The organism is Flavobacterium melibiosi (assembly GCF_048158545.1).
Classification (GTDB): Bacteria; Bacteroidota; Bacteroidia; order Flavobacteriales; family Flavobacteriaceae; genus Flavobacterium; species Flavobacterium melibiosi.
In genome coordinates this window covers 283139-301661 of record NZ_JBLNKU010000001.1, presented here as the reverse complement: position 1 = coordinate 301661, position 18523 = coordinate 283139, and the positions used below count along the sequence as shown (strand labels likewise).

At 33.8% G+C, this 18523-nt stretch carries 18 protein-coding genes; 8 read left to right on the top strand and 10 right to left on the bottom strand.

Annotated elements, in window-relative coordinates:
- Nucleotides 1-10: 10 nt before the first annotated feature.
- From ACM55F_RS01250 to ACM55F_RS01230, 5 genes are all read right to left on the bottom strand, one after another.
- Nucleotides 11-505, bottom strand: coding sequence for an RDD family protein (locus ACM55F_RS01250; protein WP_416851872.1), 495 nt, complete (start codon nt 503-505; stop codon nt 11-13).
- Between the two features lie 127 nt (nt 506-632).
- On the bottom strand, nt 633-1115 hold the full coding sequence (locus ACM55F_RS01245; RefSeq protein ID WP_416851871.1) for a GyrI-like domain-containing protein: 483 nt from the start codon (nt 1113-1115) through the stop codon (nt 633-635).
- A 271-nt stretch (nt 1116-1386) separates the two neighbouring features.
- On the bottom strand, nt 1387-3801 hold the full coding sequence (locus ACM55F_RS01240) for a ribonucleoside-diphosphate reductase subunit alpha (protein WP_416851869.1): 2415 nt from the start codon (nt 3799-3801) through the stop codon (nt 1387-1389).
- A 227-nt stretch (nt 3802-4028) separates the two neighbouring features.
- The gene (locus tag ACM55F_RS01235; protein ID WP_282727534.1) at nt 4029-5006 is read right to left on the bottom strand and encodes a ribonucleotide-diphosphate reductase subunit beta; all 978 of its coding nucleotides are present in this window, start codon (nt 5004-5006) and stop codon (nt 4029-4031) included.
- Between the two features lie 263 nt (nt 5007-5269).
- A complete protein-coding gene (locus ACM55F_RS01230; RefSeq protein WP_416851867.1) occupies nt 5270-5836 on the bottom strand; it encodes a DUF3109 family protein in 567 nt (188 codons plus the stop codon).
- Nucleotides 5837-6107: 271 nt separating this feature from the next.
- On the opposite strand from ACM55F_RS01230, the gene ACM55F_RS01225 reads away from it, so the two are divergent.
- The 4 genes from ACM55F_RS01225 to ACM55F_RS01210 all read left to right on the top strand — a co-directional run bounded on the left by ACM55F_RS01225 (nt 6108) and on the right by ACM55F_RS01210 (nt 8439).
- On the top strand, nt 6108-6686 hold the full coding sequence (locus ACM55F_RS01225; protein ID WP_143387537.1) for a MarC family protein: 579 nt from the start codon (nt 6108-6110) through the stop codon (nt 6684-6686).
- 123 nt (nt 6687-6809) lie between these two features.
- Nucleotides 6810-7013, top strand: a complete 204-nt coding sequence (locus ACM55F_RS01220; protein ID WP_416851865.1) for a hypothetical protein — start codon at nt 6810-6812, stop codon at nt 7011-7013.
- 1 nt (nt 7014) lies between these two features.
- Nucleotides 7015-7620: an FAD-dependent oxidoreductase gene (locus ACM55F_RS01215; RefSeq protein ID WP_416852042.1), complete on the top strand. Its 606-nt coding sequence runs from the start codon at nt 7015-7017 to the stop codon at nt 7618-7620.
- A gap of 69 nt (nt 7621-7689) precedes the next feature.
- Complete coding sequence (locus ACM55F_RS01210) at nt 7690-8439, top strand: lysophospholipid acyltransferase family protein (protein ID WP_416851863.1); 750 nt, start codon at nt 7690-7692, stop codon at nt 8437-8439.
- Nucleotides 8440-8479: 40 nt separating this feature from the next.
- Here ACM55F_RS01210 and ACM55F_RS01205 read toward each other — a convergent pair whose 3' ends face one another.
- From ACM55F_RS01205 to ACM55F_RS01190, 4 genes are read right to left on the bottom strand one after another with little or no spacing between them, the layout of a single operon-like run.
- A complete protein-coding gene (locus ACM55F_RS01205; RefSeq protein WP_416851862.1) occupies nt 8480-8662 on the bottom strand; it encodes a hypothetical protein in 183 nt (60 codons plus the stop codon).
- A 17-nt stretch (nt 8663-8679) separates the two neighbouring features.
- The gene (locus ACM55F_RS01200) at nt 8680-10254 is read right to left on the bottom strand and encodes a S41 family peptidase (protein ID WP_416851861.1); all 1575 of its coding nucleotides are present in this window, start codon (nt 10252-10254) and stop codon (nt 8680-8682) included.
- Between the two features lies 1 nt (nt 10255).
- Nucleotides 10256-10687 (bottom strand): deoxycytidylate deaminase, encoded by a 432-nt coding sequence (locus ACM55F_RS01195; RefSeq protein WP_416851860.1) that lies wholly within the window; start codon nt 10685-10687, stop codon nt 10256-10258.
- A 4-nt stretch (nt 10688-10691) separates the two neighbouring features.
- A complete protein-coding gene (locus tag ACM55F_RS01190) occupies nt 10692-11285 on the bottom strand; it encodes a HupE/UreJ family protein (RefSeq protein ID WP_416851858.1) in 594 nt (197 codons plus the stop codon).
- A 191-nt stretch (nt 11286-11476) separates the two neighbouring features.
- Here ACM55F_RS01190 and ACM55F_RS01185 point away from each other — a divergent pair, with 191 nt between their 5' ends.
- The gene (locus tag ACM55F_RS01185; RefSeq protein WP_416851856.1) at nt 11477-11908 is read left to right on the top strand and encodes a tellurite resistance TerB family protein; all 432 of its coding nucleotides are present in this window, start codon (nt 11477-11479) and stop codon (nt 11906-11908) included.
- Nucleotides 11909-11956: 48 nt separating this feature from the next.
- Here ACM55F_RS01185 and fbp read toward each other — a convergent pair whose 3' ends face one another.
- Entirely contained in the window at nt 11957-12976 is a 1020-nt protein-coding gene (fbp, locus tag ACM55F_RS01180) for a class 1 fructose-bisphosphatase (RefSeq protein WP_416851855.1), read from the bottom strand.
- A 170-nt stretch (nt 12977-13146) separates the two neighbouring features.
- On the opposite strand from fbp, the gene ACM55F_RS01175 reads away from it, so the two are divergent.
- The 3 genes from ACM55F_RS01175 (at nt 13147) to ACM55F_RS01165 (ending at nt 18427) form a co-directional block, all read left to right on the top strand.
- Nucleotides 13147-13626: a GNAT family N-acetyltransferase gene (locus ACM55F_RS01175; RefSeq protein WP_416851854.1), complete on the top strand. Its 480-nt coding sequence runs from the start codon at nt 13147-13149 to the stop codon at nt 13624-13626.
- A 28-nt stretch (nt 13627-13654) separates the two neighbouring features.
- On the top strand, nt 13655-14911 hold the full coding sequence (locus tag ACM55F_RS01170; protein ID WP_416851853.1) for an aspartate kinase: 1257 nt from the start codon (nt 13655-13657) through the stop codon (nt 14909-14911).
- Nucleotides 14912-14995: 84 nt separating this feature from the next.
- Nucleotides 14996-18427, top strand: coding sequence for a hypothetical protein (locus ACM55F_RS01165; RefSeq protein WP_416851852.1), 3432 nt, complete (start codon nt 14996-14998; stop codon nt 18425-18427).
- The last annotated feature ends 96 nt before the right edge of the window (nt 18428-18523 follow it).

Genomic DNA, 18523 nt, shown 5'->3' with positions numbered 1-18523 from the left:
AAAACTATTGTTAAACTGCAATTTCATCAGATGGATCAAGCAATTTCTTTTTTGCAATAAACTCCTGCTTTTTCACCACATACGTAACGGACAATGTGTCGTGCCATCCTCGCGAATCACCTGCTAAAAAGGAAAAAGGCTCCAAAGGAATTAATCTGGAGACTGTACGTATAATAATACTTTTCATATTGGGTTTTGAACCATCATGTTTTACAACTAATGTTTCAGTAAAATATTTGGCGAAGGTTCTGGAGAAATACATTTCAGTAAGTCCGTAGTAAAAAAACAGGATAATGAGTTCAAAAAAGGAATTTTCAATTATGCTCAATGATTTAACCCAATTCGAGGCAGCATAACTATGGGTCAAGTCTCCAATTATAATGATGGTCGTGCCAATACTGATTCCGATAATATAAATAATCAGTAAATCGATAAGGAAATTCAGGAAACGCTGGCTTTTGGAAGCTAATAAATCATCTGTAACAGTAAATTTTTTATTTTCCATAGTAGTTAGTATAAAAAACGATTACTTATAATGATAACTATCTCAAATATAATGAATTATTTACAAAAACTCACTTACAAACCCCATTATTATGTACTTATCAAGCACGTTATTTAAACAGCACTAACTATTTAGTACCCGTATTTAAAGGCAAATATATTTCAATTATTGAGTTTGGCTTGTTCCACTGAAAACGAAAGTCATATTTCTCAAAATGGATAAAACCTACTTTGGAATGGTGCTCAATATTTAGCCCTGAATTTGGTAATACTTTTTTATAGATGTTGTAAATCGTATTTTTTATCTCATCCATTTTTCCTGTATGAACAAAAAAGACATACTCCCCTTTTGGAATTTCTTTATAAACAAAATTATCTGGCACTATTTGTCCAAAATAGGGAATCGATGCCATATAGAAATACTTTTCGTTTATTTTATAGGTAATCCCATATTTTTCCCAATTTCCGCCATTCTGTTTTAAATTTAATCTCTTCAATTCAGCATTAAATTTTACCCAATGGTCTTGGATTATTACAAAATTTTGACTCTGCGAAGTTGTTATTTCAATAGAAAGTCCACAAGTCAGTATATTATTTAATTGGGATGTCATTTTTATTGCTTTGGGTTCTAAATCAATTATAAAAAACGATTGTATTTGAGCCCCGATTACAGTGAAAATCCTTTTTATTTTTTCTTTAAAAATAAAAAGATTGCAACGGAAAGCGGGACACGAGCGAAGCGAACTGACGAAGTAAATAGCTTCAAAAAAAAAGCAGTTATCATTACAATAACTGCTTGAAATCTCTCCTTCACCAAAATGACAAAAGGCTTATATATCACTGATTTTTGATCAAAAATCGTTAATCATCATTCTGAAATTTTTAAGAACCACACATTTCACAATCGTCCGGACCGGCATTTTTAGCCAATTCAATCATTGCTTTGTATTCTTCGGTAGTCATTTCTACTTGTTCTGCTACTACAGGAACAGCGATTGACTGTTCTTGAATTTCAATTGGCTCTGCTTTTTTATCATTGTTCAATGTGAATTTAATCGCATCTACCGCAGCTTTTGTTCTTAAATAATACATTCCTGTTTTCAATCCGGATTGCCAAGCGTAGAAATGCATCGATGTCAATTTAGAATAATTGGCATTTTGCATGAATAAGTTCAACGATTGTGATTGATCCACAAAATAACCACGTTGACGGGACATATCAATAATGTCTTTCATAGACATTTCCCAAACTGTTTTGTACAATTCTTTCAAGTCTTGCGGAATGTTAAGGTCTTGAACCGAACCGTTATTTCGCATTAATTCTTGTTTCAATGTTTCGTTCCACAAACTACGTTCCACTAAATCGTGTAACAAGTGCTTGTTTACCACAATAAATTCTCCCGAAAGTACTCTTCTGGTGTAAATATTAGAAGTATATGGTTCGAATGCTTCGTTGTTACCCAAGATTTGAGAAGTCGAAGCCGTTGGCATTGGCGCTACTAACAATGAGTTTCTCACCCCGTGTTGCATCACTTCTTTTCTTAATGAAGCCCAGTCCCAACGACCGGATAATTCCTCATCTTTCATCCCCCACAAATTGTACTGGAATTCTCCTTGAGACATTGGCGAACCTTCGAAAGTAGAATACGGTCCTTCTTCTTTGGCCATTTCCATTGAAGCGGTAACGGCTGCAAAATATAAAGTTTCAAAAATTTCCTGGTTCAGTTTCTTGGCTTCGTCACTCGTAAACGGCAAACGCAACATAATGAAAGCATCGGCAAGACCTTGTACTCCAAGACCAACTGGTCTGTGACGCATATTAGAGTTTTCCGCTTCTATTACCGGATAATAATTTCTGTCAATAACTTTATTTAAGTTTCTGGTCACGCGTTTGGTAACGGTGTACAACAAATCGTGATTGAATTTTTTGTTTTCCACAAACATTGGCAACGAAAGTGAAGCCAGGTTACAAACCGCAATTTCATCTTTCGAAGTGTATTCCATAATCTCGGTACACAAATTCGAAGAACGAATCGTACCTAGATTTTTTTGGTTTGATTTTCTGTTGGCAGCATCTTTGTACAACATGTAAGGCGTTCCAGTTTCAATTTGTGATTCTAGAATTTTTTCCCACAATTCATGTGCTTTGATGGTTTTTCTACCTTTTCCACGTTTCTCGTAATCAATGTACATCGCTTCAAATTCTTCGCCATACACATCATACAATCCCGGACATTCATTAGGACACATCAAGGTCCAATAGCTATCTTCTTGTACTCTTTTCATGAATAAATCCGAAGTCCACATCGCAAAAAACAAATCTCTTGCACGCATTTCTTCTTTTCCGGTATTCTTTTTCAAGTCTAAGAATTCAAAGATATCTGCATGCCAAGTTTCGATATAAATAGCAAAACTACCTTTACGTTTTCCACCACCTTGATCCACATAACGAGCGGTATCATTGAAAACACGTAACATAGGAACAATTCCGTTTGAGGTTCCGTTTGTCCCACGTATGTAAGAACCTGTAGCCCTCACATTATGAATAGAAAGTCCAACTCCACCTGCTGATTGAGAGATTTTAGCCGTTTGTTTCAACGTATCATAAATCCCGTCAATACTATCGTCTTGCATTGCCAAAAGGAAACAAGAAGACATTTGAGGTTTTGGCGTTCCGGCGTTGAACAATGTTGGCGTTGCATGCGTAAAGAATTTTTTCGACATTAAGTCGTAGGTTTCTATTACCGATTTCAAATCGTCTAAGTGAATCCCGACAGACACCCGCATCAACATGTGTTGCGGACGCTCTACGATTTTACCGTTTATTTTTAGCAAATACGATCTTTCCAAGGTTTTAAAACCAAAATAATCGTAGTTGAAATCTCTATTGTATATAATATGTGAGTCTAAAAACTCTGCATTATCCATAATTACTTTATGCACTTCCTCAGAAAGTAACGGAGCATATTGACCGTTTCTTGGGTTTACATAATTGAACATATCACTCATCGTTTCCGAAAATGATTTTTTTGTATTCGAATGTAAATTTGAGATTGCAATACGAGCGGCTAATTGTGCATAATCAGGATGCGCAATAGTCATTGACGCAGCAGTTTCGGCAGCAAGATTATCCAACTCAGATGTTGAAACACCATCGTAAAGTCCTTCGATTACTCGCATTGCCACTTTCACGGCATCAACCAAATCATTCAAACCATAACATAGTTTTTTAATTCTATCTGTGATTTTGTCGAACATTACCGGCTCTTTGTGACCATCTCTTTTAACTACATACATACGCTTAATTGTTTTAAAAAACAGAAAATCCCTTTCCCGTTTTTGAGTATTTGTTTCATTTTTTTGGGAAGCTAATCCCGGCATTAATTGTATTGTTTTTTGCCACAAAGACACGAAGTCCCAAAGTTTTTTGGTTTAGTATTTGTAATAAGATTTAACCTTAGATTAAATTATCACTACTGTTTTTAATTTTCTTCGTGACTTAGCGTCTTTGCGGCGAAAAAATATTAAAAATCAGCATCAAAACTAATTTTCTGAGCATCTTCATCGGTATTCATTACACCTGCTTTTTGATATTCGGCCACTTTCTTTTCAAAGAAATTTGTTTTCCCTTGAAGCGAAATCATGTCCATAAAATCAAACGGATTTGAAGTGTTGTATTCTCTGTCGCAACCTAATTCCACTAATAATCTGTCCGCAACAAATTCCAAATATTGTGTCATCAATACCGCATTCATTCCTATTAAACTCACAGGAAGTGATTCGGTGATAAATTCTCTTTCAATATTCAAAGCATCAACGATAATACTTCTGATTCTTTCTTTTGGCACTTTGTTTACCAAATGGTGGTTGTGTAAATGCACTGCAAAATCACAATGAACCCCTTCATCACGAGAAATCAGTTCATTAGAAAAAGTCAATCCTGGCATTAATCCACGTTTTTTCAACCAATAAATAGAACAAAATGCTCCCGAAAAGAAAATTCCTTCCACAGCTGCAAAAGCAATCAAACGCTCCGCAAACGAATCAGATTCAATCCATTTCAAAGCCCAGTCCGCTTTTTTCTTAATCGCCGGAAAAACCTCTAAAGCGTTGAACAATTCATCTTTCTCTACTTCATCTTTCACATACGTATCAATCAACAAAGAATACGTTTCACTGTGAATGTTTTCCATCATGATTTGAAAACCGTAAAAGAATTTTGCTTCAGCATATTGCACTTCGTTCACAAAATTTTCTGCTAAATTCTCATTTACAATTCCGTCAGAAGCAGCAAAAAAAGCAAGAATGTGTTTTACAAAATAACGTTCCTCATCAGAAAGTTTATTATTCCAGTCATTTAAATCTTGTGACAAATCGATTTCTTCAGCAGTCCAGAAACTGGCTTCCATACTTTTATAAAATTCCCAAATATCATGGTGTTTGATAGGGAAAATTACGAAACGATTTTTATTTTCTTGTAAAATTGGTTCAACTTGCGCCATTATAATTGTTTATTTTTTTGAGATTTTAACGAAATTTTATGCTTTCTGTGGATTACAAAGATTGTGAAATATTGCCGAAATTAAAAGTCAAACTTATTCACAATCGGACCTAGTTTTGAACAAATAGAAAAAATTAAGACATTTTTCATGTAAACTATAAAAAACTGTATATCAGTAATTTAAAATTTAAAAAAGAGTGTAAAGTACCGTAAAATATAGGATTTTAAAAACAGAAAACAAGAAAAATTTAATTTTTTTTAGATTTATTTTTTCATGTCCAGAGCCACTTTTTCAAGCTCTGCATACCAGTCTTCTCCAAACTTTCTAATCAATGCTTCTTTAACAAATTTGTAAACAGGAACTTCGAGTTCCTGACCTAAAGAACAGGCTGCATCACAAATATCCCACTTGTCATAATTGACAGCAGCAAACTCAGTAAAATCTTTTACACGAATAGGATATAAATGACAAGAAACTGGTTTTTTCCAGTCAATTATTCCTTGATTGTACGCCTGTTCAATACCGCAAAGTGCTGTTTTTCCGTCAAAAATCACGTAAGCACAATCTTTATCGTCAATCAGTGGTGTTTCAAGATCACCATCTGTTCCTTTTACCCAAGTTCCTTGCGCTTCAATAACAGCAATTCCTTGTTTACGAAGAAACGGTTTTACTTTAGGATAAATTTCTTCTAATATCTTAGTTTCCTCAACGCTCAATGGAGCTCCGGCATCGCCATCTACGCAACAAGCCCCTTTACAGGCTGACAAATTGCAAACAAAATCTTTTTCGAGTATGTCTTCTGAGACAATGGTTTTTCCTAATTGAAACATTCTTTTGAGGTACTGTGATTATAAAGCGCAAAGGTAGTCAAAGTAATTTGTAATTTTTTAGATAAAAACTAACTTTAACTTTCTTTGCAAATCAACTTATCAATAGACTTTTTAAAATAATTAACAAGCTAATAATAAGCCTTATACAATCTAAAATATCAAAAAAAAATAATTGAATAGGAATCCATAAAAAAAGCTCAAACTAACTGTAATAAAATTCGATTTTAATCAAAAATCTATCGAAAAGTTTAACTTTGCAAACAAAAAAATTATGTTTGAAATCGATTTTAGAGAAATAATTACGGTTGGAATGGTACTTTTTGCCGTAATTGACATCGTGGGAACCATTCCTATTATTGTTGATTTAAGATCAAAACACGGACATATAGAATCTGAAAAAGCTTCAATAGTAGCAGGTATAATCATGATTGTTTTCCTTTTTGTGGGAGAAGAATTATTGAATTTAATCGGAATTGATGTGAATTCTTTTGCCGTTGCAGGTTCTTTTGTATTATTCTTTTTAGCATTAGAAATGATTTTAGGAATTCGTATTTATCGTGACGAAGAAGCGAGTTCCGCATCAATAGTACCTCTTGCCTTTCCTTTGATTGCCGGAGCAGGGACTATGACAACTTTATTGTCCTTGCGTTCCCAATTTCATACTGTAAATATAGTACTTGCGATAATTTTGAATATTATTCTAGTATATATTGTTTTGAAATCATCCTCTAAAATCGAAAAAATACTAGGAGAAAATGGACTTGGAGTCATCCGCAAGACATTTGGAGTGGTACTTCTTGCAATTGCTGTTAAATTATTCGCTGCTAATGTTAAAGGTTTGTTTGTCTAAAATAAATTTTCATAAATTTACCCCATAACGTAATAAATGTAAAATAATTTGATTTTATTTGGACTTAAATTTCCAAAAGAAATGTTCCTAACCATCTTTTTACATTAAAAACAAAAACATATTATGAAAATTTTCACTAACATCTTGGTGTTTTTAGCAATAGCGCTAATCATATTTAATGTTACTTTGCTTGATTTCAGAAATCCATTTCAAGGAGACAGTGTTGTTGCTTTTATCGGAATTGCAGCTTCTTTTTGCGCTGTTTTGATTCTTCTAATTTTTAGAATGTCTAAAAAAATTGAAGAAAACTCAAATGACAAACTTTAATATGTTTGACACTCTTATTTTTGGCGGTGGTGTTTCAGGAATGTCTTGTGCCCTTGTTTTGGGTTCTGCACAAAACAAATCCTTTGCCACTGATAAAAAAATCGGCATTTTTACGCATCAAAAGACATCTGCTCTTCAGGAAGCATTGTTTAATAATGCTTACGGGATAGCCGCAGGCAAATTAGGCTCCGAATTATTGACTGAAAGCGTTCAACATCTTTCCCAAACCTATCCGCACATTATACAAATCCCTGTTGAAAAAGCACTAAAAATTGAAGGGAAATTTCCTGAATTTATAGTTACTACAAATAGGAATACCTACAAAACTAAAACAATCGTCATAGGCATTGGATCTGCAAATACTTTTGCAATAGAAGGATTAATGCAATATATTGAACCACACCAAAAAGCACTTCCTGAGAAACAAAGAATCCAACTCAAAAATAGTGACCACAAAGTAACTGATGGGATTTATGTTATTGGAACTTTAGCGGGTTGGAGAAGCCAACTGGCCATTGCTGCCGGAAGTGGCGCTGCCGTTGCTACAGACATCCTTACTTTATGGAATGGTGGCGTTCAAACACATTGTCATGATAGTATAAGATAAATAGAATCTCATTGTGAAAAATCTCTAGAAAAATAATGGTAGGTTTACACATTCATTAATCTATTTTTTATGTTATCACTTTTATTGAGCTTCACAAGACTCATCGTTTTTATAGTATTTGTTTCCTTTTTCTCGATTATTTTCTATTTCATGAGTTTCTTTTGGAGTGAAGAAACTAATACTAAAAAAGCACTCGTATTACGCGATTTTTTAATAAAAGTATCCAATGTAATTTTAGGGATGCGCACCATCGTTTATGGCGAAAAACCCACAGTACAAGGGCTAATCGTAGCCAATCATCGATCTTATCTTGACCCAATCGTAATTGTAAATTTAATTCATGCCTATCCTGTTGGAAAAATAGAAGTTGCTTCATGGCCACTTATTGGATACATCTGTAAAATATCAGGGGTGTTATTTGTGGACAGAAAATGTTCGAAAAGCAGACAAAATACTGCCGAAAATATTCGAGAAATTCTTAGCAAAGGATACTCAATCATCAATTTTCCCGAAGGTACAACTCATGATTTGCCTACAACTGTAGCTTTCAATTATGGCTCATTTGTCATGGCTACTAAAATAGAATCCGCAGTTATACCAATTGCGATTGATTATAAAGAAAAAACGGATGCCTTCATAGGAAACGACACTTTTATTCCACATTTTTTAAAATGTTTTGGAAAACCTACCACCGAGATTAAAATAACTTTCTTTCCTCCTATTTATTCTGAAGATGCAACCTATCTATTGAACACATCCAAAGACATGATAGACAAAGAACTCATTCGATATAGAAAAGACTGGGACAATGAAAATTAGTTTTCATTAATAATAATAAAAATAAGAGTGCATTTCTTGATTAACTATCAAGTCCTAAGCTAACAATTATATCAAAAATAGATTCTTCATTTAATTCAAGCTTCCTCAGAATAGATTTAATTCCGTCAACATCTTTTTGCTTCAAACAATTGTCAAAATCATTCATAAGACCGCCAACATATAAACGTTCATTAACTGTCATTCCAGTAAACTTACTTTCCATACTGTAAAATGTATTGATTATTTTTTTCCGAAAACCGCTTTAATCATCGCATCATCTTTCAAAACAATTTCATAATAGTATTTTTCCCCATAAACTTGTCGGGCAAATTCTGCGGCAAGGTAACGTTTTACTAATGACTTGCTTTTCCCGAATTTCAGATCCAATCCGTTTTGGAAAATATACTTTTGGAAAGAATCAAAATACCTATCCGTTCCATTCATTTTAGTTATGAATTGTTGAAAAGACAATCCTTTAAAAACATTTCTATTTTTATCTAATTCTTCGAATACGAAATGCCCCACGATTCCCGATTGCATTAAATAAGCAGTGCTTTCATTTCCATGTTCTACTTCCAGTGGTACAAAAACATCAGGAACAATTCCACCTCCTCCATATACGATTTTACCTTTTTTAGTTTTAAATTTTAAGGAGTCTGAAACTTTTATACTGTCTTTTTCAAACAATTCTCCATTTTCAAAACGAGTATCTGATTCTTTAAAATAGGCTTCATTCCCTTTCGAATAAGGCTTTTGAATCGAGCGACCCGTTGGCGTGTAATATCTCGCTATAGTCAATCTAACGGCTGAACCGTCTTCAAAATCCATTTCACGTTGTACCAATCCTTTACCAAAAGAGCGTCGCCCTACAATTGTTCCTCTGTCATTATCCTGTATCGCTCCTGCAAGAATTTCGCTTGCTGACGCACTGTTTTCATTAATTAAGACAAATACATTTCCACTTTCGAAACTTCCTCTTTCCGTTGCAAAAGTTTTATCTACATTTCCTTTTTTATTTTTGGTAAAAACAATCAATTGACCGTCTTTCAATAATTCATCTGCAACTGCAATAGCTTCCTCCATATAACCACCGCCGTTATCACGAAGGTCAATAATTAAGGATTGAGCCCCTTGTTTTTTCAATGTAACCAATCCCTTTTTAAACTCGCCATAAGTGGTTTCAGCAAATCGATTTATTTTTATATATCCGGTATTATTTTTCAAAAGCATAGAAACATCAACGCTTTTTAAAGGAATAACATCTCGTTTTACTATTAATTTAATTTTTTTACCCTCTGATTTCCTGTAAACTGTAAGTTCAATTTCGGAACCCACAGTACCTTTCAGCTTAGAAAACAAACTGTCATTCGGTAATTTACGTCCGAATAATTTGGTTTTATCAGCATACAAAATTCGGTCGCCCGCTTTCACTCCTGCTTTTGCCGAAGGGCCATTTTCAACTGGTTTTATTATCGCCACAGAATCATTATACATGTAAAAATTCACACCTATGCCAACAAAATCACCTCTCATGCTTTCAACAACTTCCGTTTGCTCACTCGGAGGAACATATACAGAATGCGGATCTAATTTGGCCAGAATATTGTCAACAGTAAGATTTACAATAGAATCCGTATTCACATCATCTACATACTCGTTATCAATGAAATCAATGAGCTCATTCAGCTTATTTTTCGAACTGTTTTTAGAGAAAAAATGATTTTGATTTGGAGCATTTAACAACCCTCCAAGAACAATTCCTATAGCAAGAGCTACACTAATAATTATAGGCAAGTATTTATTATCAATTTTCATTTTATTCTTCTAATACCGAAATATGCTCTACTTCAACTCCCGCTTTTATCAAAAACTGAATTCCGGAATCATCGCGGTACCCATTGTGATACACTACTCTTTTTATTCCGGATTGATGGATTAATTTACTACATTCTTTGCAAGGCGAAAGCGTAATATATAACGTAGCGCCTTCACAAGATTGCGTTGATCGAGCCACCTTTAGTATTGCATTGGCTTCAGCATGCAGTACATCCCAACGGGTCAACCCTTCCTCATCTTCGCAACAATTTTCAAAACCCGATGGCGTTCCGTTATACCCATCAGAAATTATCATTCTATCTCTTACTATGATGGCGCCAACTTGCTTTCTTTTACAATAAGACAAAAGTCCCCATTCAGTTGCAATTCTAAGATACGCTTTATCGTATTTATTTAATTTTTTTGTACTCATTTTTTTATCTAATCCAGATTTCACTTTCAACAATCATTGGTAAAACTACTCCTATTATAAATGCCGACATCACCAAAGTCCAATCGCGTTTCGAAAATCTAAAAACCGTTTGAACAATATAAGATAAAACCAACACAACAAAAACCACAACAATTTGAGCAGCTTCTATACCTAAGGCAAATTCTCCCAAAGGCAATAATTTAGAAGTTGCACTTCCTCCCAGAATTGATTTAAAATAGTTTGAAAAACCCAAACCATGAATAATTCCAAAGAAAAGTGTGATAAAGAACACTACGCTTATGCTCTCTTTTTTACTTGATTTTCCAGCCGTAAAAAGATTATAAAACGCTGTTATTAATATTGTTATCGGAATCAACAACTCAACCACATTTACTTTAATGGCAATTATACCAAAAATAGAAAGCAACAAAGCCATAGTATGTCCAATTGTAAAAAGTGTTACCAGCAACACTATACGTTTCCAATCCTTGAAAGAGAAAGGAACGGCTAATGCTATTAAAAACAAAACATGATCGTACGCATGAATATCCAAAACGTGTTTTAATCCTATTTGAAAGTAAATCCAAAATTCTGACATAGGTAGGTAATTTATTAAATTGATATTGGGGCTGTAAACTTACGATTAATTTTGAAAATGATTGATTTGAAAATATAAATCATTACTTAAAAAATGATTTAAAAACACGCTACTTTACGAAACAAAATTTAAAATAAAAAATAAATAATTTAAAAATAGACCTATCTTTGTAAGATAAAAAATTAATAATTATGTCATTTTCAGATTTATTTGATAGCGAATTCAAACAAAGAAATAAAGGTCATTTTTCAGCCATAGTTCGCGTAGCACTTGCCGACGAGAAGTTCGCTCCAGAAGAAAAAATGTTTTTGGATAAACTGGCCGTTAGACTAGAAATTTCTCAAGAGGAATATGCAGAAATTTTAGAAAACCCATTAAAATATCCTATTAACGCTCCTTATTTACACGAGCAGAGATTGGAACGTCTATATGATTTAGTCAGAATGGTTCATGTTGATCATCAGTTAGGAGACAAACAAGAATTATTGTTAAGAAAAATTGGTTTAGCATTGGGTTTTACTGCCGAAAACGTAAATTATATCGTAGATAAGGCATTATCATTAGTAGATAAAAAAGTAGACTTAGACACTTTCATTTTCGAAATGCAAAACATGCATAAATAAAAATCATAAAAAAGCTCCCAAAATCTAGGGAGCTTTTTTTATAGTTATTTAGTACTTGCTTAATTTAGCTTTATGCATAAAATCTTCCGCTTTCTCTACCATATTATAGCTTCCACAGAAAAAAGGAACACGTTGGTGTAGTTCTGTAGGTACAATTTCCATTATACTTCCAAAACCATCAGAGGCTTTACCCCCTGCCTGTTCTACAATAAACGCCATTGGATTACATTCATATAACAGACGTAATTTCCCTTTTGGGGCTTTGGAGCTTGTCGGATAAATATAAATTCCACCTTTTATCATATTTCTATGAATATCTGAAACTAAACTTCCAATATAGCGTGACGTATAAGGTCTCTCTCCCTCTTCAAGCTGGCAATATTTGATATAATCCTTTACTCCTTGCGGGAAATGAACATAATTTCCTTCATTAATGGAATAAATATTTCCATCCTTGGAAAACTGCATGTTTGGATGTGATAAATAAAAGGTTCCAATTGCCGGATTTAATGTAAATCCATTTACGCCATGACCTGTAGTATAAACCAACATTGTTGATGTACCATAAATCACATAACCTGCTGCTACTTGATTGATTCCAGGCTGTAAAAAATCTTCAATTGTAACCGGAGTACCAATTGGGGTAACGCGTCTGTACACTGAAAATATTGTTCCCACGGAAACATTTACATCAATATTAGAAGATCCATCAAGAGGATCCATTAATACCACATATTTATTGTTGTGGCTTTTATCACTTCCTTCCACTGTAATAAAGTCATCATTTTCTTCGGAAGCGATTCCGCATACAATTTCACGGTTGATTAAAGTTTGAATAAAAATATCATTGGCATAAACATCTAGTTTTTGCTGATCTTCTCCTTGTATATTTTGTTCCCCGGCGGCACCAATTATATCTACCAGTCCCGCTTTGTTTACTTTGTAATTGACCACTTTTGCAGCCAGCCGAATGGAATTGATAATCCGGGATAATTCGCCTGACGAATATTGAAAAGCATTTTGGTTTTCGATGATAAATTCACCTAGTGTTCTGTTGCGTTCTTCCATTACGAAATCGTTGTAGTTAGTTTGAAGTCACAAATATCGGATTTTTTGTGAAAATGAATTGAATAATATTTACTTAGTTTACCAGTATTGTATATTTGCTAAGAAAATAGTTGAATAATGAATGAAAAATGCTTTATTTTGAACAATTCAACCATTTAAAATAAGAATACATGAATATTAGAAAAGGGAATCCCGAAGACATGCCAGCAGTTCTAGGACTTATTCAAGAATTAGCAGACTTCGAAAAAGAACCTGACGCAGTCCTTATAACTGTTGATGATTTAGTGCGTGATGGTTTTGGAACAACTCCTTTATTTCATGTTTTTGTTGCCGAAGTAGATTCAGAAATTGTGGGCATTGCGTTGTATTATTATCGCTATTCTACCTGGAAAGGAAAAATAATCCATCTGGAAGATTTAGTGGTAAAGGACAAGATGAGAGGCACAGGATTGGGCTATGCATTGTATTCTGAAATCATCAAACAAGGCAAGAGAGACAATGTTCGAAGAATTGACTGGCATGTTCTGGACTGGAACACTCCTGCTATCGAATTTTATGAAAAATCAGGTGCAAAAGTGCTAAGAGACTGGTATGTGGCACAAATGGACGAAGCGGGAATTAACAATTTTGTAGATAATAGATTAAAATAGAATTACAAATTTTTTTGTTTAAAAAATTATGAGAGTATTCAAATTTGGTGGTGCTTCTGTAAAAGATGCAGCAGGAATAAAAAACGTATATGACGTTTTACAAAAAGTAGGTTATGAGGATGTATTGTTGGTCGTTTCTGCAATGGGAAAAACCACGAATGCTCTTGAACTAGTAATAAAAAACTATTTCGATAAGTCGGCTGAATTAAACTCATCTGTTCAAGAAGTAAAAAAATACCATAATCAGATTCTGATGGATTTGTTTGAGGACGAAAAAAACGAAGTTTTTACTGCTGTAAACGCTCAATTTTCCGACTTAGAATATTTTTTAGCTCATAATAAATCTCCAAATTATAATTTCGTTTACGATCAAATCGTAAGTTATGGTGAATTAATTTCCACTACTATCCTGAGCCATTTTATGAGCTTTATGGGAATAAAAACACAGTGGTTAGATGTTCGAAATTTCATAAAAACAGATGCAAATTATAGAGATGCAGAAGTAGATTGGGAATTGACACAAAAGAATATTGCTAAAAACGTAAAAAGGAAAATATTAAATATTACACAAGGTTTCCTGGGTTCTGACGAAAACAACTTTACTACCACTTTAGGCCGTGAAGGCTCCGATTATACTGCGGCGATTTTTGCGTATTGCCTGAATGCGGAAAGTGTAACCATCTGGAAAGATGTTCCTGGAGTTATGAATGCTGACCCTAGATATTTTGAAAATGCGAGTTTGCTAAACCAGATTTCGTACCGCGAAGCAATTGAGTTAGCATTTTATGGCGCAACAGTTATTCACCCAAAAACCTTACAGCCTTTACAAAAAAAAGAAATTCCTTTGTTTGTAAAATCGTTTATCAATCCTCTTTTGCCAGGAACACGTGTTGCCAAAGGTGCCGACCTAGAGCCTTATTTACCTTGCTTTATTGTCAAAAGAAACCAACTCTTGATTTCGCTTTCGTCAATAGATTTCTCTTTTATCATGGAAGAAAATATCAGCGAAATTTTTGCTTTGTTTCACCAATTTAAAATAAAAGTAAATCTGATTCAAAATTCTGCGATTAGTTTTTCTGTTTGTGTGGAAGATAAATTTGAAAATTTCAAAGCTTTGAACGCCATCCTTTCGAAAAAATTTAAAGTTGAATTTGACGAAAATGTTACTTTATATACCATTAGACATTTCAATGATAAAGCAGCACAAACTGTCGAAGAAAACAAAGTTGTTTTGTTAAAACAGGTAAGCCGCGAGACGATGCAGGTTATAACGAAAGAAAGTTAAAAATTCTTTTTATAGTAAAATTTTGAGTTCTACTTATTGTTTTACAGAATACACTACTTTTGATGCATAGACGTTATACCATCTATGTTGAAAAAAGTAGTGTTTTTGTTTCTAATGATGTGTTTTTCCGGACTACAAGCCCAGGAAACTAATTTGCTATACAAAACCAAAAAAAACCCCGCTACTCGTGACACTATTCATCTGGAAAATGAGAGCATTAATTCTAGTTTCTTCAAAGTGCTTGACGCCAATGAAAAACCTATAGACACCACTTTTTATAAAATAAATTTCCAAAAATCGGTCTTAATTTTTAATGCGAATTTCCCTCAAAAGTCAGATTCCATAACGATTCATTATCTCAAACTTCCTGAAATTCTAACCAAAGAATATCGCATTTACGATTCGAACCTAGTAGTCAGTAACGAAGCCGCATCAGGAAATTTATATAAAATTGAGACAAATACAACCAAAAAAAACATCCCTTTTGATGGATTAAATACTTCTGGAAGCATCACGCGTGGAGTTACTATTGGCAACAATCAAAACACAGTTTTAAATTCCAATTTAGATTTACAAATCACAGGAAAATTATCCGAAAAAGTAAACCTGAGAGCCTCACTACAAGACAGCAATATTCCGTTACAAGACGGAGGTTATTCGCAGAAGCTAGATCAATTTGACAATGTCTTTATGGAACTTTTTAGTGACAAATGGAACATTAGGGCAGGCGATATCTTTCTTGAAAACAAAAAAACGCAGTTCCTTAATTTCAATAAAAAAGTACAGGGACTTGCTACTAATTTCAACTTTGGGACTGAAGACAGCAAAACCAATATCTTCGCATCGGCGGCTTTAGTGAAAGGACAATATGCCAAAAGTAATTTTGTGGGTCAGGAAGGCAATCAGGGTCCGTATAAATTAAAAGGTCAAAATGGCGAATTATATGTTCTCGTTATTTCAGGTTCAGAACGGGTTTATGTAAATGGAATTTTATTAAAGCGAGGAGAAAATAATGATTATACCATTGATTACAATGCCGGCGAAATCTTGTTTACCCCGCTTTTCACAATTACTTCTGAAATGCGAATTACTATAGAATACCAATATTCAGATCGAAATTACTCTCGATTTGTGACTTATGCCGGTGGCTCGCATGATAATGAAAAATGGAGTTTCGGCAGTTATTTATACTCCGAAAGTGATTTAAAAAGTCAGCCTTTACAACAAAACCTTTCTCAAGAACAAGCTCAAATTTTAGTGAATGCAGGCGACAATATGGACTTGATGACGGCACCTTCGGCTTATGCGGATTCCTATTCCGATAATAAAGTATTGTATCGAAAAATCATCGCCAATTCTATTGAGATTTTTGAATATTCAAATAATCCCGAAGACGAGTTGTTCAATGTTCGGTTTAGTTTAGTGGGAACAAATAAGGGAAATTACATTTTAAAAAACTCATCGGCTAATGGCCGAATTTATGAATATACCCAACCAATTAATACTATTTCGCAAGGGAATTATGAGCCAATTATACAATTAGTTGCTCCAACGAAAATTCAAGTGGCAACATTTTTAGGAAAATATAAACCGACAGGAAAAACAGCTTTTGATTACGAAATAGGATTTAGCAACAATGATAAAAATCTTTTTTCGCCAATAAATGATTCAGATAACCGCGGTATGGCAGCCAAAATAAATGCAAAACAACGCTTGTTTTCAAAAAAATGGAATGTTGATGCTTTTGCCAGTTATCAATTTATCCAGAAAAATTTTAGATCTGTGGAACGCCTTTACAGCATTGAATTTGATCGAGATTGGAATTTAGGAACTACTGCCATAGGAAATCAAAGTTTGCTGGTTTCTGGCTTACATTTCGAATTAAACCCTAAAGCAAATTCTCAAAACAGAGGATTGCTAAACTATCAATTTGAAAAACTGGATTTCTCCGCAAGCTTTTCGGGAAATAGACATAGCATTGATGGAGCATTTAAATTGAAAAATTGGACCATTCAAAATCATGGCAGCTTCTTAAAAAGCGATGGAATTGAATCTTCTTCAAAATTTTACAGGAATCAAACACAGACGCGTTATCATTTTGGCAAGAACTGGATTGGCACCAGCCTTAGATTAGAAGACAATCAAGAAAAAATCAAAACTACCAATCAATTTTCGGCATTAAGCCAAAGATTCACTGAACATAGTTTTTTTACAGGTCGTGGCGACAGCACTAAAGTTTTTGTCGAATTAGGATATTTGAGACGAATAAATGACAGCTTGCAAAATGGATTGATACAGCGCGTAAATGCGTCCCAAACCTATTTTTTAAAATCAAAGTTAATCCAAACAAAGAAAAGTGATTTAACCGCTTATATAAATTACAGAGTACTTGATTTTGCAGACATTACAAAGAAAAAAGAAACCTCATTAAATTCCAGAATAGTGTATACTGATCGTTTTTTCAATCAATTGATTCAAAGTACAACCGTTTATGAAACCAATTCAGGAAGTATTCCACAACAGGAATTTACCTATCTTGAAGTTCCGGCAGGGCAAGGCGTTTATACCTGGAATGATTATAATGCGAACGGAATTCAGGAAATACAAGAATTTGAAGTTGCACCATTTATTGACCAGGCTAAATATATTCGGATATTTTTACCGAACCGAATTTATATAAAAACGCATCAAAATAAGTTCTCACAAGCGGTAACCATAAATCCAAATCAATGGCAAAATGAACTTGGAATAAAAAAACTGCTTTCCTATTTTTATAATCAAGCCTCGTTTATAATCGATAGAAAAATAAAAAGTGAAGGCGATAATTTCGAACTAAATCCTTTTAAATCCAACAAGGAAAACGTGTTGGGATTGAATTCCAGTTTCAGGAATAGTTTGTTTTATAACCGAGGAAAACAAAACCATTCTGTTACCTATTCTTATTTGCAAAACAAAACAAAAAACTTACTTTCCATAGGGTCTCAGGAATCCGAAAATGATTCTCATCAATTACAGTACGCCCATTTATACAAGAAAAGTTGGTTATTTGGCTTTTTTGTCAAAACAATCCAGACAGCCATAAAATCAGAGAACTATCCTGAAAAAAATTACGCTATCGATGGTTATTCATTGGCTCCAAAAATCAGTTACCTCTTTTCAAAAAACACCAGTTGGGATTTATTTTACGAGTTCCAAAACAAGGAAAATCAGATTGGAAGTTTGGAAAGGCTGCTCCAAAACCGATTGGGAACTTCCTTTTCATACGCGGGTGAAAAAAAAATCACTGTCAATGGAGAGGTTTCCTTTTATCAAAATAAATTCACGGGAGATGAATTCTCTTCTATAGGATTTCAAATGCTCGAAGGTTTACAAACAGGCCAAAACTTGACTTGGAGATTACTGCTACAAAAAAATCTGACCCAATTTTTGGATATAAACTTAAATTATCAAGGTAGAAAAAGTGAAACCAGTCAAACTATTCATACCGGAAATGTACAATTGAGAGCTTATTTTTAATTTATTGTTTGATATTATTTTATGATGAATCGTTTTTTTTTAAACCAGATATAAAAGAGGAATAGTAATGTAAATTTACCAGAATAAATTAATAGT